At 63.5% G+C, this 18399-nt stretch carries 16 protein-coding genes and 2 pseudogenes; 3 read left to right on the forward strand and 15 right to left on the reverse strand.

All coding sequences use genetic code 11. The features are described 5' to 3' along the window. The 9 genes and pseudogenes from HBH1_RS16715 to HBH1_RS16750 all read right to left on the reverse strand — a co-directional run. A pseudogene (locus HBH1_RS16715) lies at positions 1–422 on the reverse strand (septum site-determining protein MinC); the annotation flags it as partial. A 12-nt stretch (positions 423–434) separates the two neighbouring features. Further along, a complete protein-coding gene (locus HBH1_RS24985; RefSeq protein WP_146012874.1) occupies positions 435–683 on the reverse strand; it encodes a hypothetical protein in 249 nt (82 codons plus the stop codon). A 57-nt stretch (positions 684–740) separates the two neighbouring features. Further along, a complete protein-coding gene (locus tag HBH1_RS16720) occupies positions 741–1880 on the reverse strand; it encodes a BMP family ABC transporter substrate-binding protein (protein ID WP_102663658.1) in 1140 nt (379 codons plus the stop codon). A gap of 100 nt (positions 1881–1980) precedes the next feature. After that, the gene (locus HBH1_RS16725; RefSeq protein WP_077236177.1) at positions 1981–2901 is read right to left on the reverse strand and encodes an ABC transporter permease; all 921 of its coding nucleotides are present in this window, start codon (positions 2899–2901) and stop codon (positions 1981–1983) included. 16 nt (positions 2902–2917) lie between these two features. Continuing rightward, positions 2918–4012: an ABC transporter permease gene (locus tag HBH1_RS16730; protein ID WP_102663659.1), complete on the reverse strand. Its 1095-nt coding sequence runs from the start codon at positions 4010–4012 to the stop codon at positions 2918–2920. After that, positions 4005–5549: an ABC transporter ATP-binding protein gene (locus HBH1_RS16735; protein WP_039873925.1), complete on the reverse strand. Its 1545-nt coding sequence runs from the start codon at positions 5547–5549 to the stop codon at positions 4005–4007. Before HBH1_RS16735 ends, HBH1_RS16730 begins: the two co-directional genes overlap by 8 nt. A gap of 206 nt (positions 5550–5755) precedes the next feature. After that, complete coding sequence (locus HBH1_RS16740) at positions 5756–6535, reverse strand: ABC transporter permease (protein WP_102663660.1); 780 nt, start codon at positions 6533–6535, stop codon at positions 5756–5758. 27 nt (positions 6536–6562) lie between these two features. Beyond that, positions 6563–7348, reverse strand: a complete 786-nt coding sequence (locus tag HBH1_RS16745) for an ABC transporter ATP-binding protein (protein ID WP_102663661.1) — start codon at positions 7346–7348, stop codon at positions 6563–6565. Positions 7349–7434: 86 nt separating this feature from the next. Further along, positions 7435–8466 (reverse strand): ABC transporter substrate-binding protein, encoded by a 1032-nt coding sequence (locus HBH1_RS16750; protein WP_102663662.1) that lies wholly within the window; start codon positions 8464–8466, stop codon positions 7435–7437. Between the two features lie 710 nt (positions 8467–9176). Here HBH1_RS16750 and HBH1_RS16755 point away from each other — a divergent pair. Beyond that, positions 9177–10001, forward strand: coding sequence for an outer envelope protein (locus tag HBH1_RS16755; protein ID WP_102663663.1), 825 nt, complete (start codon positions 9177–9179; stop codon positions 9999–10001). Positions 10002–10227: 226 nt separating this feature from the next. Next, the gene (locus tag HBH1_RS16760) at positions 10228–11484 is read left to right on the forward strand and encodes a urate hydroxylase PuuD (RefSeq protein ID WP_102663664.1); all 1257 of its coding nucleotides are present in this window, start codon (positions 10228–10230) and stop codon (positions 11482–11484) included. Positions 11485–11566: 82 nt separating this feature from the next. On the opposite strand, the gene puuE is transcribed toward HBH1_RS16760, so the two are convergent. The 5 genes from puuE to HBH1_RS16785 form a co-directional block, all read right to left on the reverse strand. Then, positions 11567–12499, reverse strand: coding sequence for an allantoinase PuuE (puuE, locus tag HBH1_RS16765; protein WP_102663665.1), 933 nt, complete (start codon positions 12497–12499; stop codon positions 11567–11569). A gap of 64 nt (positions 12500–12563) precedes the next feature. Further along, on the reverse strand, positions 12564–13298 hold the full coding sequence (locus HBH1_RS16770) for an aspartate/glutamate racemase family protein (RefSeq protein ID WP_102663666.1): 735 nt from the start codon (positions 13296–13298) through the stop codon (positions 12564–12566). Positions 13299–13338: 40 nt separating this feature from the next. Continuing rightward, positions 13339–14802 carry an NCS1 family nucleobase:cation symporter-1 gene (locus HBH1_RS16775; RefSeq protein WP_102663667.1) on the reverse strand — a complete coding sequence of 488 codons (1464 nt, stop codon included), beginning with the start codon at positions 14800–14802 and terminating at the stop codon, positions 13339–13341. A 236-nt stretch (positions 14803–15038) separates the two neighbouring features. Next, on the reverse strand, positions 15039–15803 hold the full coding sequence (locus HBH1_RS16780) for a GntR family transcriptional regulator (protein ID WP_102663750.1): 765 nt from the start codon (positions 15801–15803) through the stop codon (positions 15039–15041). Between the two features lie 457 nt (positions 15804–16260). Then, on the reverse strand, positions 16261–17319 hold the full coding sequence (locus HBH1_RS16785; RefSeq protein ID WP_077236166.1) for an adenosine deaminase: 1059 nt from the start codon (positions 17317–17319) through the stop codon (positions 16261–16263). A 294-nt stretch (positions 17320–17613) separates the two neighbouring features. Here HBH1_RS16785 and HBH1_RS16790 point away from each other — a divergent pair, with 294 nt between their 5' ends. Next, entirely contained in the window at positions 17614–18159 is a 546-nt protein-coding gene (locus HBH1_RS16790; RefSeq protein WP_102663668.1) for a hypothetical protein, read from the forward strand. Positions 18160–18226: 67 nt separating this feature from the next. Here HBH1_RS16790 and HBH1_RS25650 read toward each other — a convergent pair. Then, positions 18227–18382, reverse strand: a pseudogene (locus HBH1_RS25650) (type II toxin-antitoxin system HigA family antitoxin); the annotation flags it as partial. Positions 18383–18399: the final 17 nt, after the last annotated feature.

The following is an 18399-nucleotide window of genomic DNA, read 5'->3' on the forward strand; positions in this document are numbered from 1 at the left end:
GGTGCCGGTGCAGCAGCGACAGGCGCGGGAGCCGGTGCGGGGGCAGCCACGGATTCCTGGGCGGCCTCCTGGGCGCGGGCATTGGCCGCACCGGCGCCGGACACCGCCGAGGTATCGATGGCCAGTCCGTGGCCGACGATGCCGGCGTGCAATTGCTCGGGCGCGTTGCGCACCGCCACCGTGTTCAGGCGGAAGCGCTTGAACAGCGCCACCACGGCGCTCCAGTCGATGCCGGCAGCCGCCTCGGCGTCCAGGGAGCCGATATCGAGGACCGCGAACTCGTCCTCGAAGAAGTCGGCCACGCCACCGGTCATTTCCTTCAAGGCGGATTCCAGCGAAGTCGGATCAGTTTCATGCAGGATTGCCGAAATGGCAACCACAGTGGAAATTTTGATTTCGATCGGTTTGCGGGCTTTTTGCATAAATCCTGTAGTTCAATGCGGCAGAAAGTGAAGGAAAAAGCCAGCTTTCCGCCCGGGATGGCTGTGCATTATACAGGCAGGATGCGGCTGCGATAGCGGTGGATCGCGGCTTTCAGCGGATATCCGCCGCACCGCCCACAGGCCGAAATCGCGCATCAAAAAATTGTAGGGAGGCAATATATAGACGAGAGGCATCCTCTGTGGAATGCCGATTTGCCAAAAAAAAGCCGCCGACACCTCGCGGTGCCAGCGGCCTTTCATGCTCACTCCCGGTACGGGCGCCGTGACTGCGCCCGTACCACGGTAATACCGTAACAATCAGCCCGGAACCTTGCCGTCCACGCCTTCGACGTAGAACTTGATCCCATGCAGGAAGCCGTCATCGGCCACGGCGTCCTTGCCCAGCACTTCCTTGCCGGCGTTGTCCTTGATCGGACCCTTCCAGATCGGCGCGGAGCCATCGACGATGCCCTTCTTGCGCTCTTCCACCAGGGTCTTCACGTCAGCCGGCAGTTCCGGATTGAAGGCGGCCAGGTCGATGCCGTTTTCCTTCAGGCCGATCCAGCTGGTGCTGCTCTTCCACGAGCCATCCAGCACTGCCTGCACGCGGGCGGTGTAGTACACGCCCCAGTTGATCATCGAGGCGGCCAGGTGGGCCTTGGGGCCGAAGCTGGTCATGTCGCTGTCCCAACCGAAGGCATAGACGCCCTTTTCCTGCGCGGTCTGGACCACGGCGGCGGAGTCGGTGTTCTGCATCAGCACGTCCACGCCCTGGCCGATCAGGGTGGTGGCGGCTTCACGTTCCTTGCCCGGATCGAACCACTTGTTCACCCAGACCACGGCGGTGGTCGCCTTGGGGTTCACCGAACGCGCACCCAGGGTGAAGGAGTCGATATTGCGGATCACTTCGGGGATAGGCACCGAAGCCACCACGCCCAGCTTGCCGGACTTGCTCATCTTGCCCGCGACCACGCCGGCCAGGTAGGCGCCCTCATAGGTACGCACGTCGTATTGCGCCAGGTTGTCGGCGGTCTTGAAGCCGGTGGCGTGTTCGAACTTGACGTCCGGGAATTCCTTGGCGACCTTCAGCATGGCTTCCATGTAGCCGAAGGTGGTGCCGAAGATCAGCTTGTTGCCATCGGTGGCCAGCTGGCGGAACACGCGCTCGGCGTCGGCTGCGGATTCAGGAATGTTTTCCACGAAGGTGGTCTTGACCTTGTCGCCGAACTTTTCCTCGACGGCCTTGCGACCCTTGTCGTGGGCGAAGGTCCAGCCGGCATCGCCCACCGGGCCGATGTAGACGAAGGCTACCTTCAGCGGATCGGCGACGGGAGCGGCGGCGGCCGGCGCAGCAGCAGGCGCGGCGGCAGCAGGTTCTTCCTTCTTGCCGCAACCGATCAGGGTTGCTGCCGCCAGGGTGGCGAGCATCGTCAAGGATGCCCTGCGCGAAATCTTCATTGTGTTCTCCCTCAAGGTCAGTGGATAAATACAGGTGCTGCTACAAAAACGGAACGAAACGAAAACAAAAAACGAAGGCCGCAAAGACCATCTGCGCCGATCAGGACGCCCCCGGACGGAAGGGCTTGCCCAGCGAAGCCGGCATGTTCAGGCGGATCCAGTCGGGGTTGCGCGAGATCAGCGCCAGCACCACGATGGTGGCCAGGTAGGGCGCCATCGACAGGATCTGCGACGGCACCGTCACGCCCATGCCCTGCAGGTAGAACTGGGCGATGGTGACGCCGCCGAACAGCAGTGAACCCAGCAGCACCCGCGCCGGACGCCAGGTGGCGAACGCGGTCAGGGCCAGCGCGATCCAGCCACGTCCGGCCACCAGGCCCTCCACCCACATCGGGGTATAGACCAGCGACATATAGGCCCCGGCCAGTCCGCAGCAGGCACCGCCGAACAGCAGCGCCAGATAGCGGATGCCGCGTACCGAATAGCCCAGCGCATGGGCCGACTCCGGCGACTCGCCCACCGCGCGCAGCACCAGGCCGGCGCGCGTGCGATACAGGAACCAGATGCTGGCCAGGCACAGCGCCAGCGCCACGTAGCTCATCCAGTGCTGGTGGAACAGCGCCTTGCCCAGGAAGGGAATGTCTGCCAGCAGGGGAATCGAATTGGGTTGGGCCGGCAGCGCCAGTCCGACGAAGCGCTGGCCGACGAACGCCGACAGCCCCGCGCCGAAGATCGACAGCGCCAGGCCGGTAGCCACCTGGTTGGTGGCCAGGCGCAGCGCCAGCCAGGCGAACAGCGTAGCCATCAGCATGCCGCACACGGCACCGGCCATGAAGCCCAGCAGCGGGCTCTTGGTGGCGTAGCCGACAGCGAAACCGGCGATGGCCGCCACCAGCATCATGCCCTCGGCGCCCAGGTTGAGCACGCCGGAGCGTTCATTGATCAACAGCCCGATGGCCGCCAGCAGCAAGGGTGTGCCGGCATTGATGGAGGCTGCGATGAGAGGAGCGAGTTGTTCCATGTCCTGTCCTGATTCCTTAGACTTTCTTTTTCCACGCCAGGCGGTAATCGATCAAGGTATCGCAGGCCAGCAGCAGGAACAGCAGCATGCCCTGGAAGACCCCGGTGATGGCCGATGGCAGGCCCAGGCGCGACTGCGCCAGCTCGCCGCCCAGATACAGCAGCGACATGATCAGCCCGCCCAGGATCGCGCCGATCGGATGCAGGCGGCCGATGAAGGCCACGATGATCGCCGCGAAGCCATAGCCCGGCGATACCGACGGCAGCAACTGGCCGATCGGCCCGGCGATCTCGAACGCCCCGGCCAGGCCGGCGAAGGCTCCCGAGATCAAGAGCGACACCCACAGCGCCGAACGTGCCGAGAAGCCCGCGTAGCGCGCCGCATGCGGCGCCACCCCGCCCACCATCAGCGAAAAGCCGCGCAGGCTGCGCATCATGAAGATCGCCATCAGCACCGCCAGCACGATGGTCACCGCAAAGCCCACATGCAGGCGCGTGCCGGAGAGCAGCATGGGCAGCATGAATTCGCTGGAGAACACCTTCGATTGCGGGAAGTTCATGCCATTGGGGTCCTTCAGCGGACCATTGACGGCCCACATCAGTAACAGCTGCGCCACATAGGTCAGCATCAGCGACACCAGGATTTCATTGGCATTGAACTGGTCGCGCAGGTAGGCCGTCACCGCCGCCCACAGCGCCCCGCCGACCACGCCGGCCAGGATCATGAGCACCAGACCCATGCCGCCGGAGATGCCATGTCCCGGCACATCCAGCCAGACCAGCATGGCGCCCGAGCACAGCGCGCCGACCGTGAACTGGCCCTCTGCGCCGATGTTCCAGATGCTGGCGCGGAAGCACACTGCCAGTCCCAGCGCACACAGGATCAGCGGTATCGATTTGAGCAACAGTTCGCTGATGGCGCGCTTGCCACTGAAGGGATCGACCAGGAACACCTTCAACCCGGCCAGCGGGTCCTTGCCCAGTGCCAGGAACAGCAGCGCGCCCAGCAGCAGCGTGGCGACGATGGCGATCACCGGCGAGAGGTAGGTCATCGTCTTCGACGGTGCGCCACGCAGCTCCAGGCGCAGCGGGAAACCCAAGCGCTCAGCCATGACCCACCTCCGTGGCGGCGGGCGCATCCCACAAGCCGCTCATCCACACGCCGACCTGCTCGCGGGTGGCTTGCTCGATGGGAATGGAGGGCGACAGCCGACCCTTGGCGATGACGTGCAGGCGATCACATAACGCGAATAATTCGTCAAGTTCTTCCGAGATCACCAGCACCGCACACCCTTCCTGTTTCAGTTTCAAGATTTCGCCGTGGATCTGTGCCGCCGCGCCCACGTCCACGCCCCAGGTCGGCTGTGCCACCACGAAGACGGCGGGCTTGCGCTCCATCTCGCGGCCGACGATGAATTTCTGCAGATTGCCGCCCGAGAGACTCTTGGCCGGCGCATCGGGGCCTGCCGCCTTGACCTTGAAGCGTTCGATGATGGAGGCTGCGGCGCGCCGGGTGAAGGCGAAATCGATCATGCCGCGCTTCACGTAAGGCGCCTTCTGGTGTGACAGCAACATGTTGGCCGTCAGCGAGAGCGTGGGGACGGCACCGCGTCCCAGGCGTTCTTCCGGCACCAGGCCGAGGCCGGCGGCGCGACGCGGGTTGGGCGACAGATCGCCGACCGCCTTGCCGCCCAGCATGATCATGTTGGGCGCGGCGCGCTGGTCCTCGCCCGACAGCGCCGCCAGCAATTCCTGCTGACCATTGCCGGACACCCCGGCGATGCCGACGATCTCGCCAGCCCGCACTTCGCACTCGATGTCTTTCAGTTCGGTGGCGAACAGGTGGGCCTTGGGCAGCGACAGGCGATTAACGTGCAGCTTGCGCTCATTGCGCTGCGAATCCGGATTGCGCTCGCGCTGCAGGCGCACCAGTTCGTCGCCGATCATCATGCGCGACAGGCTGGCGCTGCTTTCATTGCGCGGATCGCAGTTGCCGGTCACGCGACCGCCGCGCATCACCGTGGCGCTATGGCACAGGGCGCGGATCTCGTCGAGCTTGTGGCTGATGTAGAGGATGCTGCAACCCTCGTCGGCCAGGCGACGCAGTGTGACGAAGAGTTTTTCCACCGCCTGCGGCGTCAGCACCGAGGTCGGCTCGTCCAGGATCAGCAGTTGCGGCTCGGTCAGCAGGGCGCGCACGATTTCCACGCGCTGGCGCTCGCCCACCGACAGGGTGTGCACATGACGTTGCGGTTCCAGTTCCAGGCCGTATTTCTCGCCGGTACGGGTGATGCGCTCGGCCAGTTCCTTCAGGTCGGTCTTGGCATCCAGGCCCAGGGCGATGTTCTCGGTCACCGTCAAGGTATCGAACAGCGAGAAATGCTGGAACACCATGGCGATGCCCAGCTTGCGCGCCACCTGCGGATTGGCGATCTGCACGGTCTCGCCGTTCCAGCGGAGTTCGCCGGCATCGGGCTTGACCGCGCCAAAGATGATCTTCATCAAGGTGGACTTGCCCGCGCCGTTCTCTCCGAGCACGGCGTGGATCTCGCCAGGCGCGACCGCCAGGCTGACATCGTCGTTGGCCAGCACGCCTGGATAGGACTTGCGCACATGGCTGATTTCAAGACGGAGTGGAACTGCGCTCACGTGATTTCCCTGTGGTTTCGTATCGTTGTTGCTTCGATGGTCGCGGGCAGCCCCTCTGCCCCGGTTTCTTCAACTGCCTGCTGCGGCCTACCGTGCCGGTCGCCAGCAGCCGGCGCGCCCGCGCGACATCATAGACAAATTGGGCCGCGCCGCATACCGCTTTCGCCGTGTTGGCTCCGGCGCTGTGGCGCAAAGCCCGATTTGTTTCATTTTCCGCGATGCGCCCAGCCGGTGGTGCGCCGTTCGATGATCGCAAACAGTTCGTACATCGCCATGGCCATGGCGCCGATCACCACCAGCCCGGCAAAGGCCAGCGGCATCTTCATCGACGACCCGGCCGACACCAGCAGATAGCCGATGCCCTGGTTGGAGGCATTCATCTCGGAAACCGTGGAACCCACGAAGGCCAGCGTGATGGCCACCTTCAGCGAGGCGAAGAAGTAGGGCATCGAGCGCGGCAGGCCCACTTTGAGCAGGATATCCATGCGGCGTGCGCCCAGCACGCGCAGCACGTCCTCCAGCTCTGGCTCCAGCGTGGCCAGCCCGGTGGCGATGTTGACCATGATGGGGAAGAAGGAAATCAGGAAGGCCGTCAGGATCGCCGGCCCCGCCCCGATCCCGAACCAGACCACCAGTACCGGCACGAAGGCCGCCTTGGGCAGGGCATTGAAGGCCGTCATCAGGGGATAGGCGGCGGCATACAGCATGGGCGAGGAGCCGATCACGAAGCCCAGCGTCACCCCCACGAACACCGCAATGGCAAAGCCCACCATGGTGACCCAGAAGGTCGAGAGCGCATGCTCGGTGATCGGCCCGGCATAGTCCACCATGGCCTGCAGGATGGAGGCCGGACTGGGGAAGATGAAGTCCGAGACCTGCCAGACACTGCAGATGAACTGCCAGATGCCGAGGATGACGATCAGCAGGAACCACGGCGCGAGGGTGGTGGCGGCCTGGTTGAGCTTGCCCTTGAACGGTGTTTTCATGTTGGGTCCTTGGCCGGTCGATCAGGGTCAGGTATTGCGCACATGGCCGATGTGCTCGCGCAGTTCATGCACCAGCGCGTTGAAGCCGTCGGTATAGGTGGTTTCCAGCTCGCAGGGGCGCGGCAGCGGGTTTTCGCGGCGCACCACGATGCGCCCCGGGCGCTTGCTCATCACGTAGATGGTGTCGGCCAGGAAGGCGGCTTCGCGCAGGTCATGCGTGACCAGGATGACGTTGAAGCGGCGCTCGGCCCACAGGTCGCGCAGCACGCACCACAGTTCCTCGCGAGTGAAGGCGTCGAGCGCGCCGAAGGGCTCGTCCAGCAACAGCATCTTGGGTTCGTGGATCAGCGCCCGGCAGATCGAGGCGCGTTGCTGCATGCCGCCCGACAGTTGCCAGGGAAACTTGTCGGCATAGCCTTCCAGGCCTACGGTCTTCAACAGTTCCAGGGCGCGCTCGGTGTATTCGGCCTTCTTCTGCTTGAAGTCGCGCCGGTAGGGCTCGACGATCTCCAGCGGCAACAGCACGTTGTCCAGCGTAGTGCGCCACGGCAACAGGGTCGGCGCCTGGAAGGCCATGCCCACGAACTTCAGCGGCCCGGTCACCGGCTGACCATCGATGACGACGCTGCCGCGATTGGCTTGCTTCAGGCCCGTGGCCAGTTTCATGAAGGTCGACTTGCCGCAGCCGGAGGGGCCGACGATGGCGATGAATTCGCCCGCACGGGTCTGCAGGTCGATGTCTTCCACCGCAAAATCGGTGGCGCCATCATAGGCCAGGTAGACGTGGCGGAAATCGACGAAGGGTTCGCTCATGGAAACGGTCTGCCAAGGATGCGGCCTTGATCCTGGCTGGCCTGTTGTGGCCAGCCAGGGTCGTGGCCGGAAAAAATATAAATGATTTACTTCGGGAACACGTCCAGCTCGGCCTTGGAGGGCAGGAAGCTGGCATTCCAGATCTTGTCGGCATTGACCCGGGTCTTGGTGCCGTAGGCATCCGAGACCTGCGAGGCCATCAGCGTCAGGCGCGGGCCATACACCTGGCCATAGCCTTCCGACTTGGCATGCGGCGTGGCGATGGCGCTGGCGATGGCCAGCTTGAGGCGACGCAGTTCGAGTTTTTCGTCGATCAGGCCGTCGCGCTCCTTGAGCACTTTGATGGCGGCGTCCGGATTGGCCATCACGTCACGGCTGGCCTTGGCGAAGGCGCGCAGGAAGCCCTTGATGGCTTCCGGCTTCTGCTTGACCATGGCGTCGGAGGCGATGATGGCGTTGCCGTACAGACGCACGCCATAGTCCGGATACATCATCACGTTGATGTCTTCATCCTTGATGCCGCGGGCATTGAGGTTCAGCAGCGAGGTGAAGTAGAAACCGGTGATGGCATCCACATCGCCGCGGGCCAGCATGGTTTCACGCAGCGGCGGGTCCATGCTGGTCCACTGGGTCTTGGTGGCATCCAGGCCGTTGGCCTTGGCAAAGATGGGATAGGCACGGCGACCGGCGTCGAATACCGGTGACCCCAGCTTCTTGCCGACCAGGTCGGCCGGTTTCTTGATGCCGGATTTCTTGAGCGAGAAGATCGCCGCCGGCGTGTCGTTGTAGACCATCATCACGCCCACCGGCTTGCCCGGCGCATCCGGGTTGTTGGCGGTGAATTCCATCAGCGCGGCCATGTCGGCGAAGCCCATGTCATAGGTGCCCGAGGCCACGCGGTTGACCGCATTGCCCGAGCCATTGCCGGCGTCGATGGTGACATCCAGTTTTTCCTGGGCGAAGTAACCCTTGGACTTGGCCACCAGGAACAGGGCCGACGGACCCTCGAAACGCCAGTCGAGCTGGAACTTGATCCTGGTTTCCTGGGCGGCCGCGAGGGCGCAGCTGGCGCCCAGCAGCAGGCTGATGCCGAATTTGAAGAACTTGCTGGAATGCACGGTGGACTTCCCTTCCTGGTTCGTTTGAATGGCAGATTCCCACCGGCTAAAAGCATTTAATGTGCCAAGCGCCGACCGACCCCGCCGAGTACCCTCACGCTCCCTGCGGCTCGCGGCCGCAAGCGTAATCCGGTCGGCAGGCCGGTCAGCAAGCCGCAGGGCAATGATCGACAGCGCCTGGATTTTTTGTCGACAATCAAAAAATCCATTTGCGACAATTTGGTGCTTGTCTGCACCTTCATAGATAAAAATGCACTAAAAAAAATGCGATGACGGGGCTGGAAGGCTTATCGGCTGCGCCTTTGCCTGTTCCCTGTCGGTTGCGGGAAGAGCGGGTTGATTGTTGACAATCGAAGCGACGGACCCGGGGTGTCGCCCGCGGGCCCTTGGGATTCGGCCCGGACTCGGCTAGGATTGCGCCCCTGCGCGGGCCGATGCCTGTCCTTTCGGGGGAAAGCGACTCGTGTTTTTGACCGCCGCAGACAAGTCAACCGAAGCCCTCGGAAGGGCTGGCACGGGCTTTGCGTAATGGCTGCCGTCGGTGCGGGTGTCGGCAGTGCTGTCAGCAATTTGCCAGGCCTTATTTGACAGGTAAGCACAGCGGAATGGCCGGTTTCATCCGGTGGCGGGGAGAGTGCAGGACGCCACGGGATGAACACGGAGATCCGGTCCAACAGCATTTTTTACAGTAGCAATACAGGGAGAAACTTATGAACAAGGGTATCAAGGGGAAGTACTGGATGATGGCGGCCGTGGTCGCCTCGGCAGCCGGCAGCATGTCGGCGCAGGCCGCCGACTGGGCTGACAACTCGATTGGCTATCGCTACGGCACCCGCTTCGCCGAGCCGTACAACTCGCAGGACATCACCAAGAACATCGTCAACTTCCAGCACGCCAGCGGCTACAAGTACGGTACCAACTTCCTCAACGTCGACCTGCTGATGTCCGACAGCAAGGATGACAATGCGCAGGAAGCCTACATCACCTATCGTCATACCCTCGATTTCAGCAAGATCAGCGGCAAGAACCTGGCCTTCGGCCCGGCACGCAGCGTGGGCCTGACCCTGGGCTTCGACTGGAACACCAAGAACGACAACAGCTATGCCTCCAAGAAGCGCATGCTGGTGGTCGGTCCGACCCTGATGATGGATGTGCCTGGCTTCCTCAACGTGAGCGTGCTGGCACTGTTCGAAAGCAACCAGCCCAAGGGCATCAGCAGCCGCTATACCTACGATACCCACCCGATGCTGAACCTGGCCTGGGGTATCCCGCTGGGTTCGACCGGCCTGGCCTTCGAAGGCTACATGAACTATATCGCCGCCAAGGGCAAGAACGAGTTCGGTGGTTCCACCGGTCCCGAAGTCAACTTCGACGGCCAGATCATGTATGACGTCGGCACCCCGCTGGGCATGGGCAAGAACACCTTCCGCGTCGGTCTGGAATACCAGTACTGGCGCAACAAGTTCGGCAACCCGTCCAACGTCCCGGGCTCGCTGGCCAAGACCCCGATGGTGCGCGCCGAGTACCACTTCTAAGCGGTCCGGTCGCTGCCGCTGCTGGCAGCATCATGGCGATGCCGGATCATTCGATCCGGCATTTTTTGTTGGCGCGCCGCCTGCGTGGCGCGAGCCGGAATTGGCTACACTGTCGGTCCCCGGGTGCATGGATGGCGCGCCCGGAACGGCGGGGCGGCAATCCCGGAAATGGATCACCCCTGGTCGTGATGGGGGAATGATCGGCGGTACTTGAGAGCGGAACATCATGGAAGCATATCTACTCGACTGGCTGAACCTGCTGCTGCGCTGGCTGCACGTGATCACGGCCATTGCCTGGATCGGTTCGTCCTTCTATTTCGTCTGGCTGGACAACAGCCTGGTGGCGCCCACCGATCCCGAGCTGAAGGAAAAAGGCGTCGGTGGCGAACTGTGGGCGGTCCACGGTGGCGGCTTCTACAATCCGCAGAAATACCTGCTCGCGCCCAAGGCCTTGCCGGAGCATCTGCACTGGTTCTACTGGGAGTCCTACAGTACCTGGTTGTCGGGCTTCGCCCTGTTTTCACTGCTGTACCTGTTCAATGCCAACGTGTTCCTGGTGGACCGCAACGTGTTCGACATGTCGGCCTCGATGGCCGGCGGCACTGCCATCGCCTTCCTGCTTTTCAACTGGCTGATCTACGACGCCATCTGCAGCACCATCGGTGACCGTCCCGGTGCGGACCGGCTGGTCAACCTGCTGGTGGGTCTGCAGGTGATCGTCTCGGTATGGGCGGCCTGCCATCTGTTCTCGGGACGGGCGGCCTTCCTCATCAGCGGTGCCTCGCTGGCCACCATCATGAGTGCCAACGTGCTGATGTGGATCATCCCGGGCCAGCGCAAGATGGTGGCGTCGATGCGTGCCGGGCAGGCGCCCGACCCCATCCACGGCAAGCGCGGCAAGCAGGGCAGCGTGCACAACACCTACTTCACCCTGCCGGTGTTGTTCGCGATGCTGTCCAATCACTACAGCATGACCTACAGCGCGCCGCATAACTGGCTGGTGCTGCTGTTCATCATGGCCGCCGGCGCCCTGATCCGGCAGTTCTTCGTGTTGCGCCACAAGGGTGTCTACAACTGGTGGTATCCCGGAGCTGCCGTGTTGTTGCTGCTGGCGGTGATCATCTGGATGAGCCCGGCGATGCAGGCCAGCCCGGCTGCCCCGGTTGCTGCTGCCACGCCTGCCGAGGCTGCTGGCGCGGCAACAGCGGCATCGACATCGCCATCGGCTGGCGGGTTTGCCCAGGTGCAGCAGGTGATACAGGCGCGCTGCATCCAGTGCCATGCGGCCAAGCCGACGCTGATGCCGGTGCCGGGCAAGGGCGTGCTGCTGGATAGCCCCGACAACATCGCCCAGCATGCGCAGCAGATCTATCAACAGGCCGTGGTGCAGAAGTCCATGCCACTGGGGAACATGACCCACATCACCGATGACGAGCGGGCGGTGATCGGCAAGTGGTTCGAGAGCGGCGCCTCCATCAAGTAGAAATGCCGCCAGCAGAAGCTGGCGGCATCGGTCCTGATGCAGGATGTCATGCAGGGCGTCCGGCCATCCGACGCCCTTCTCTTCAGCGTTGCGCGAAGGGATGCGTCTTCTGCCAGTGCTCGGCGATATCGATGCGGCGGCAGATCCAGACCTTGTCGTGTGACTGCACGTAATCCAGGAAGCGCTGCAAGGCGCGGAAGCGCCCCGGACGTCCCAGCAGGCGGCAATGCATGCCGATGGAGAGCATCTTCGGCGCTTCTTCTCCCTCCTCGTACAGCACGTCGAAACTATCCTTCAGGTACTGGTAGAAATGCTCGCTGGTGTTGAAGCCCTGCGGCGTGGCAAAGCGCATGTCGTTGGAGTCCAGCGTATAGGGGACGACCAGATGTGGACGCTTTTCGCCGCTGGCGGTCTGGACTTCGATCCAGAACGGCAGGTCGTCGCCGTAGTAATCCGAGTCATAGGCGAAACCGCCATGCTCCACCACCAGTTGCCGGGTATTGGGTGAATCGCGGCCGGTGTACCAGCCCAGCGGGGCCGATCCGGTGAGTTCACGGAAGATCTGCACGGCCTCGCGCATGTGGGCGCGTTCGGTCTCGATGTCCATGCTCTGGTAATGAATCCAGCGCAGGCCATGGCAGGCAATCTCATGACCCAGCTCCTGGAACGCCTGCGTGACGTCGGGTGAACGCTGCAATGCCATGGCCACGCCGAAGATGGTCATGGGCAGGCCGCGTTTTTCGAATTCGCGCAGGATGCGCCAGACACCCACCCGTGAGCCGTATTCGTAGATCGATTCCATCGACATGTGCCGCGCCGGATACGCCGCCGCGCCCACGATCTCCGAGAGGAACTGCTCCGAGGCGGGGTCGCCGTGCAATACGCAGTTCTCGCCGCCTTCTTCGTAGTTCAGCACGAATTGCAGCGCCACCCTTGCCTGGCCGGGCCAGTGTGCGTGCGGCGGGTTGCGGCCGTAGCCGGCGAGGTCGCGTGGGTAAGTTTGTTGCTGTGACATAAGTTCTTCGTTTGGCTATCAAGAAAGAAAACCGCAGCGCCCGACAACGGCGCCGCGTGGGAAATCAGATGCGTGCAAAACCGCTGAGCAAACCATGATAAGCCTTGGGCAGCGGGCGCGCCCATTCGCCACCCTTGGCCGTGCCCAGGCCCAGTGCCACCAGCGACTCGGCCAGCTTGACGGCGGCGGTGACGCCATCGATCACCGGCGCACCGATGTCGCGACCGATCGCCGCGCACAGGTCGGCCATGCCGGCACAGCCCAGGACGATGGCCTCGGCGCCGTCTTCGGCCAGCGCACGCCGGCATTCCTCGGTGATGCGGGCACGCGCATCGGAGGCCGGGTTCTCCAGCTCCAGCACCGCAATCTCGCAGGCGCGCACGTTGCGGCAGAAGCGCTGCATGCCGTAGCGCTCGGCCAGGTGCCAGGCCATGCCGCTGGTGCGTGCCAGCGTGGTCACCACCGAGAAGGACGGGGCGACCAGGCTGGCCATGTGCATGGCCGCTTCGGCAATCCCGATCACCGGACCACGGGCCAGCTCGCGTGCCGCCGACAGTCCCGGGTCGCCGAAGCAGGCGATCACGTAGGCATCCATGCCGGCGCGCTCGCCCTCGTCGATTTCCTGCAGCAGTCCCGGCACGGCCAGCGCCTCGTCATAGTGGCTCTCGATCGAGGCCGGCCCCATCTGCGGGCTCACGCCCGTGATCTCGGTGCCGGGCGCGGCCACCTGGCGGGCGCAGGCGGTCATGGCCTCGGTCATGCTCATGGTGGTGTTGGGATTGATCAGCTTGATGCGCATGCTTGTTCCTTGATGCAAGGGGAGACGATGTCGACGGCGTTCAGCGCTTGCGCGTGAACATCAGGTAGAACACCGAGCCCAGCGCCGCGCCGATGAACCAGGAGAAGTCGGCTGCCTTGCGCAATTGCGGCAGCATGACGCAGGCCACGCAGACGGCAGCGGCCAGCACCAGCGCCTTGACGGCGTCGCGGTTGATCCCGTTGGTGTACCAGTAGCGACCCTCCGGACGCATGGTGTACAGGTCCTCGACCTTGACCTGGCGTTGCTTGACCAGGTAGTAGTCCGCCAACAGGATGCCGTACAGCGGGCCGATGAAGCCGCCCAGTACATCCAGGGTGTAGTGGATCACTTCCGGATTGCCGAACAGGTTCCAGGGCGTGATGAAGATCGAGGCCGTGGCCGCGATCATGCCGCCGGCGCGCCAGCTGATGCGGCTGGGCGAGAGGTTGGAAAAGTCGAAGGCGGCCGAGACGAAGTTGGCCACGATGTTGATGCCGATGGTGGCCGTCAGGAAGGTCAGTGCACCGATCACCGCGGCCGTGGTGCTGTCGATGCGCGAAACGGTTTCCACCGGGTCGGTGATGAGTTCACCGAAGACGGCAATGGTGGCCGAGGTGGTCACCACGGTGACGATCGAGAACGCCAGGAAGTTCACCGGCAGGCCCCAGAAGTTGCCGCGCTTCACATCGGCGAAGCTATGGCAGTAGCGCGAAAAGTCGCCGAAGTTGAGCATCGGCCCGGAGAAGTAGGACACCACCAGCGAGATGGCCGTGATCATCACCGAGACTGCCGCCCAGCCGCTGTACTTGATCTCGCCCAGGTTCAGGCCGACATTCTGCCAGCCGGCCTTGTAGATCATCCAGCCGGCCAGCAGGAACATCACCACGTACACCGCCGGTCCGGCAAAGTCGATGAATTTCTTGATGGTCTCCATGCCGTTCCAGAACACCAGCGCCTGCAGCACCCACAGCAGCAGGAAGCCACCCCAGCCCAGCGCCGAGAGGCCGGCGAAGGAGTGCACGTGGACATCGGCATAGGGCTTCAGTTCGGGGAAGAACTTCAGCACCACCACCACGAAGGCGGCCGAGGCCAGGTAGGTCTGGATGCCGTACCAGGCCACCGCGATCAGGCCGCGGATCATGGCCGGCACGTTGGCCCCCAGCACGCCGAAGGACAAGCGGCTCATCACCGGATAGGGCACGCCATGCGCCTGGCTGGGACGCGCCACCAGATTGCACAGCAGGTAGACGATGCTGATGCCGATCAGCAGCGAGATCAGCACCTGCCAGCTGGTCAGGCCCAGTGCGAACAGGCTGCCGGCGAAGACATAGCCGCCCACGCTGTGCACATCGGACATCCAGAAGGCGAAGATGTTGTAGGAACCCCAGGTCTGTTTTTTCAGCGGGGCGAGATCTTCATTGGTCAGGCGCGCATCATTGCCGCCGGTGGCGCCGGCAAGCGCAGGGCCGGAAGCAGAGGGGGCGGGGGAAGCATCGGTAGTCATGGCCGGTCTCCATCAGAGAGAAAGGGTGGGGCGAAACGAATCACGCCCGGCCGGGGCCGGGCTGTTCAACGGACTTCCTGCATGCTCTTGGCGGCATGGTGGTGGTCACACGGTCGGTACTGCAGCGAGCCGCGCGACGTGGCCCTGTCTGTTGCTGACTTCCTTTTTCACTTCCTTCTTCCATCTTCCTGAGGTCCCCGTCGGGGGAAATCAGGATGTGCGCGCCGGCCCGTGGTTCACAGTCCCTTGCCGAGCACGGCGCGCAGATCGAACTGGTCATCCGCATCCGGCCGTACCCGGTCCTCGCACAAATGCAAGTGATGTGCCATATGCGACTGGGCTGCGGCGATGTCGCCCTGTTCCAGCGCTTCCAGCACGGTCTCGTGTTCATCGAAGGAGCAGGCGTTGTGGCCCGGCGCCTCCGTCTTGGCAATCATCAGCGTGGTGCGCGAGACCAGCTTGCGCAGCGTCTCCACCAGCAACGCGTTGCCGGTCAGTTCCGCCAGCGCCAGGTGGAACTGGGCCGAGAGCCTGATCCAGCGCGGCCGGTCGCCGTTGAGATAGCAATCCCGTTCTTCTTCCACCATGCGCCGCAGGCCGGCGATCTGGCGCGTCCCGGCGGCCTGCCCGACCTTTTCCAGCACCGCGTGTTCGAGGATGTTGCGCAACTCGAACATGTCGCGCACCTCGGCGTGCGAGGGACTGGCGATGAAGGCGCCGCGATTGGCTTCCAGGTCCACCATGCCCTCCGAGGCCAGTCGCGAGAGCACCTTGCGCACCGTGTGGCGGGCCGTGTCGTAGATCTGGCACAGCGTCTGCTCGGTCAGCTTGGTCCGCGGCGGCAGCCGGTGTTCCATGATGGCGTCGTAGATGTCCTGGTACATCCTCTCCTCGACCGCCCCGGTGTGTTCACGCTCCCGGGCGCTGGTACCGGAACTGGCACTGGCACTGGCACGCGTGGCGGGGGCAGGGGGGCGGGCGGTCTTGTTGGCTTTGTTCATGGTGATCGTGCTCTGGCTGGTCATTCTGGTCTGGAAGGTCTTCGCCGGATGACGAGGGAGTGCAGGAATCGTCAACAATCGTGGAACAGATATGCAACAAAACGGGGCTTATTCTGCACCAAAAAGAGAGGAATGTGTCCCCCTTTGGTTCAGCCATCTACCGCGTTTCGATGCTGCGCTGCAGCGCCCGTCAGCCTGTACTGCCTTGAAGGCCAGTGCTTGTCGGCATGTTGCAGGGCATGATCTGCGTTCCACAGATTGTCGGCAATCCGTCTCGTGATTCCCGGCAAAAATCCTGCTCAATGGCGTAGTTCAGTTGCCGTCATTCACGGACGGGACGGTTGCCAATTCAGGGCCACACGCATGCAAGAAGCGTGCTTGCCGGCGTCTCGCCCAACAAAAACGCCCGGCCGGGGCCGGGCGTGGAAGGCGGAAAGCGGGGCAAAGCGGGCTGCGCTCAGTGGGCGGCGGCGTACTGTTCCAGTTCCTGATGCAGGATGGCCTTGTCTTCGTCGGACAGGAAGCAGGCGTCGATGCCATTGCGTGCCAGTTGCAGTACCTGTTGGCGCGACAGATCGAGCGAACGCGCCACGGCGTGGTAGTTGGCATTCATGTAGCCACCGAAGTAGGCCGGGTCGTCGGAGTTGACCGTCACCGCCAGCCCGGCATCGAGCAGGCGCGCCAGGTTGTGTTCGGCCATGTCCTTGACCACGCACAGCTTCAGGTTGGACAGCGGGCAGACCGTCAGCGGCGTGCGCTGCTGCGCCAGGCGCTGCATCAGGGCCGGGTCTTCCTCGCTGCGCACGCCATGGTCGATGCGCTCCACGTGCAGCACGTCCAGCGCACCGATGACGTAGGCGGCCGGGCCTTCCTCGCCGGCATGGGCCACCAGGCGGAAGCCCAGTTCGCGGCAGCGCGCATAGACGCGTTCGAACTTCTCCGGCGGGTTGCCGCGCTCGGAGGAATCCAGGCCGATGCCCAGCCACAGGTCGGCATATTGCTCGCGCAGCGGCAGGGCGGCCTCCAGGGTGGCGAAGGCATCTTCTTCCGACAGGTGGCGCAGGAAGGACATGATCATCACGCTGCCGAAGCCATCGCGACGACGCGCATCGCGCAGCGCACCGGCGATGCCGGCAAATACGGTGGCGATTGGAATGCCGCGCTCGGTATGGGTCTGCGGATCGAAGAAGATCTCTGCATGACGCACCTGGTCGGCCTGGGCGCGGGCGATGTAGGCAGCCGTCATGTCGTAGAAGTCCTGCTCGGTGCGCAGCACGTTGGCGCCGGCGTAGTAGAGGTCGAGGAAGGACTGCAGGTCGCTGAAGTTGTAGGCGGCGCGCAGGTCTTCCACCGAGGCGTAGGGCAGATCGACCTGGTTGCGCTGGGCCAGGGCGAACATCAGCTCGGGTTCCAGCGTGCCTTCGATATGCAGATGCAGTTCGGTTTTCGGCATGCCGGCGATGAAGCCGTCGAGGGCGGTGCCGGTGGCGGTGGAGGAAATGGCTGCTGAGCTCATGGAAACGACCCTTCAAAAATGGCGGTAACAGGGGAGGCGGGCATAGGCTGGCCCCGGGCCAGTTCAAGCAAACGGGGTTCGCGCCAGTATGGCCGCCTTCCGGACCCCGCATTATCACGCAAATCCCATACCGGGCTCCATCTGCGTACGCGATGCTGAACCATCCGCAGGCGCCGTGCTCTGAGTAGCACGGCAACAGGCATCCCGCCAGACGGGACTTTGACGGGGATGCAAGGAAATATCGCCAGCGACCGGCAAGACATGTTTAAATGCTAAGCTTCTTGGGGGAAACGAATGCGCAACACGATCAGGGGTACTGTGCAGTGGATGTTGACCGGAACCATGCTGGCCACCATGGCCGGCTGTTCCATGATGCCGTGGACCGACGAGGAGGACCCCACCGTGGTCCCCTACAAGACCATTCTCAGCGGTTCCTACCAGGGCTTCCTGAAGAACTGGGATGACCAGCGCCAACCGGTCTTCTGCGCCCTGATCCGCAGCCGCAGCGAATGGGACCGCTGGATGCAGCCGGCCCCGACCAACGGTGACCAGCGCCCCACCGGCCCCTCGGCCGATCACTTCGAACGCAAGCAATACCTGCTGGTGGCCCGCACCATGAGCGCCCCGGATGCGGCCGAACGTCCGCATGTCTTCACGCCGCTGTCGGTCCGCCTGCGCGATGGCCGGCTGCGCCTGAACTACCTCTATCGTGCCCCGGCCTCGGGCGCTTCCTACCGGATCAAGGATTACCTGATGGTGGCCATTCCCAAGGAACGCTTCACCACCGGACCGGTGGTGTTCTATGAGAATGATCGCAAGGTGTGTGAGCTAGACCGTTGAACGGCGGCACTGGCTGAAGCACGCGCCCGGCAGGCAGGGCCTGGCTTCAGGGTCTTGCCAGCTTGATGATAGGGAAATGCTTTGCTTCGTAGGCCTCGACCAGCGTCACCAGGACGTCCAGCCTATCCCCTTCAGGCGTGTTCCGCCTGGCCGACATGAGGCCGTCGATTTCCACCAGCGTGGCACGATAGTCGGCCTTTGTCTTGATCGGCTTGATCTCCATGGTCTTTCCCTTAATCG

Origin of the sequence: Herbaspirillum sp. BH-1, assembly GCF_002870055.1 — a bacterium.
GTDB classification, from domain to species: domain Bacteria; phylum Pseudomonadota; class Gammaproteobacteria; order Burkholderiales; family Burkholderiaceae_D; genus Herbaspirillum; species Herbaspirillum frisingense.

Excerpts from the sequence above, each read along its gene's own strand:
- HBH1_RS16760 (WP_102663664.1), top strand. The coding sequence starts at position 10,228 with ATGGAAGCATATCTACTCGACTGGCTGAACCTGCTGCTGCGCTGGCTG.
- HBH1_RS16720 (WP_102663658.1), bottom strand. The coding sequence starts at position 1,880 with ATGAAGATTTCGCGCAGGGCATCCTTGACGATGCTCGCCACCCTGGCG.
- HBH1_RS16745 (WP_102663661.1), bottom strand. The coding sequence starts at position 7,348 with ATGAGCGAACCCTTCGTCGATTTCCGCCACGTCTACCTGGCCTATGAT.
- HBH1_RS16755 (WP_102663663.1), top strand. The coding sequence starts at position 9,177 with ATGAACAAGGGTATCAAGGGGAAGTACTGGATGATGGCGGCCGTGGTC.
- HBH1_RS16730 (WP_102663659.1), bottom strand. The coding sequence starts at position 4,012 with ATGGCTGAGCGCTTGGGTTTCCCGCTGCGCCTGGAGCTGCGTGGCGCA.
- HBH1_RS16740 (WP_102663660.1), bottom strand. The coding sequence starts at position 6,535 with ATGAAAACACCGTTCAAGGGCAAGCTCAACCAGGCCGCCACCACCCTC.
- HBH1_RS24985 (WP_146012874.1), bottom strand. The coding sequence starts at position 683 with ATGAAAGGCCGCTGGCACCGCGAGGTGTCGGCGGCTTTTTTTTGGCAA.
- HBH1_RS16790 (WP_102663668.1), top strand. The coding sequence starts at position 17,614 with ATGCGCAACACGATCAGGGGTACTGTGCAGTGGATGTTGACCGGAACC.
- puuE (WP_102663665.1), bottom strand. The coding sequence starts at position 12,499 with ATGTCACAGCAACAAACTTACCCACGCGACCTCGCCGGCTACGGCCGC.
- HBH1_RS16785 (WP_077236166.1), bottom strand. The coding sequence starts at position 17,319 with ATGAGCTCAGCAGCCATTTCCTCCACCGCCACCGGCACCGCCCTCGAC.
- HBH1_RS16780 (WP_102663750.1), bottom strand. The coding sequence starts at position 15,803 with ATGAACAAAGCCAACAAGACCGCCCGCCCCCCTGCCCCCGCCACGCGT.
- HBH1_RS16725 (WP_077236177.1), bottom strand. The coding sequence starts at position 2,901 with ATGGAACAACTCGCTCCTCTCATCGCAGCCTCCATCAATGCCGGCACA.
- HBH1_RS16770 (WP_102663666.1), bottom strand. The coding sequence starts at position 13,298 with ATGCGCATCAAGCTGATCAATCCCAACACCACCATGAGCATGACCGAG.
- HBH1_RS16775 (WP_102663667.1), bottom strand. The coding sequence starts at position 14,802 with ATGACTACCGATGCTTCCCCCGCCCCCTCTGCTTCCGGCCCTGCGCTT.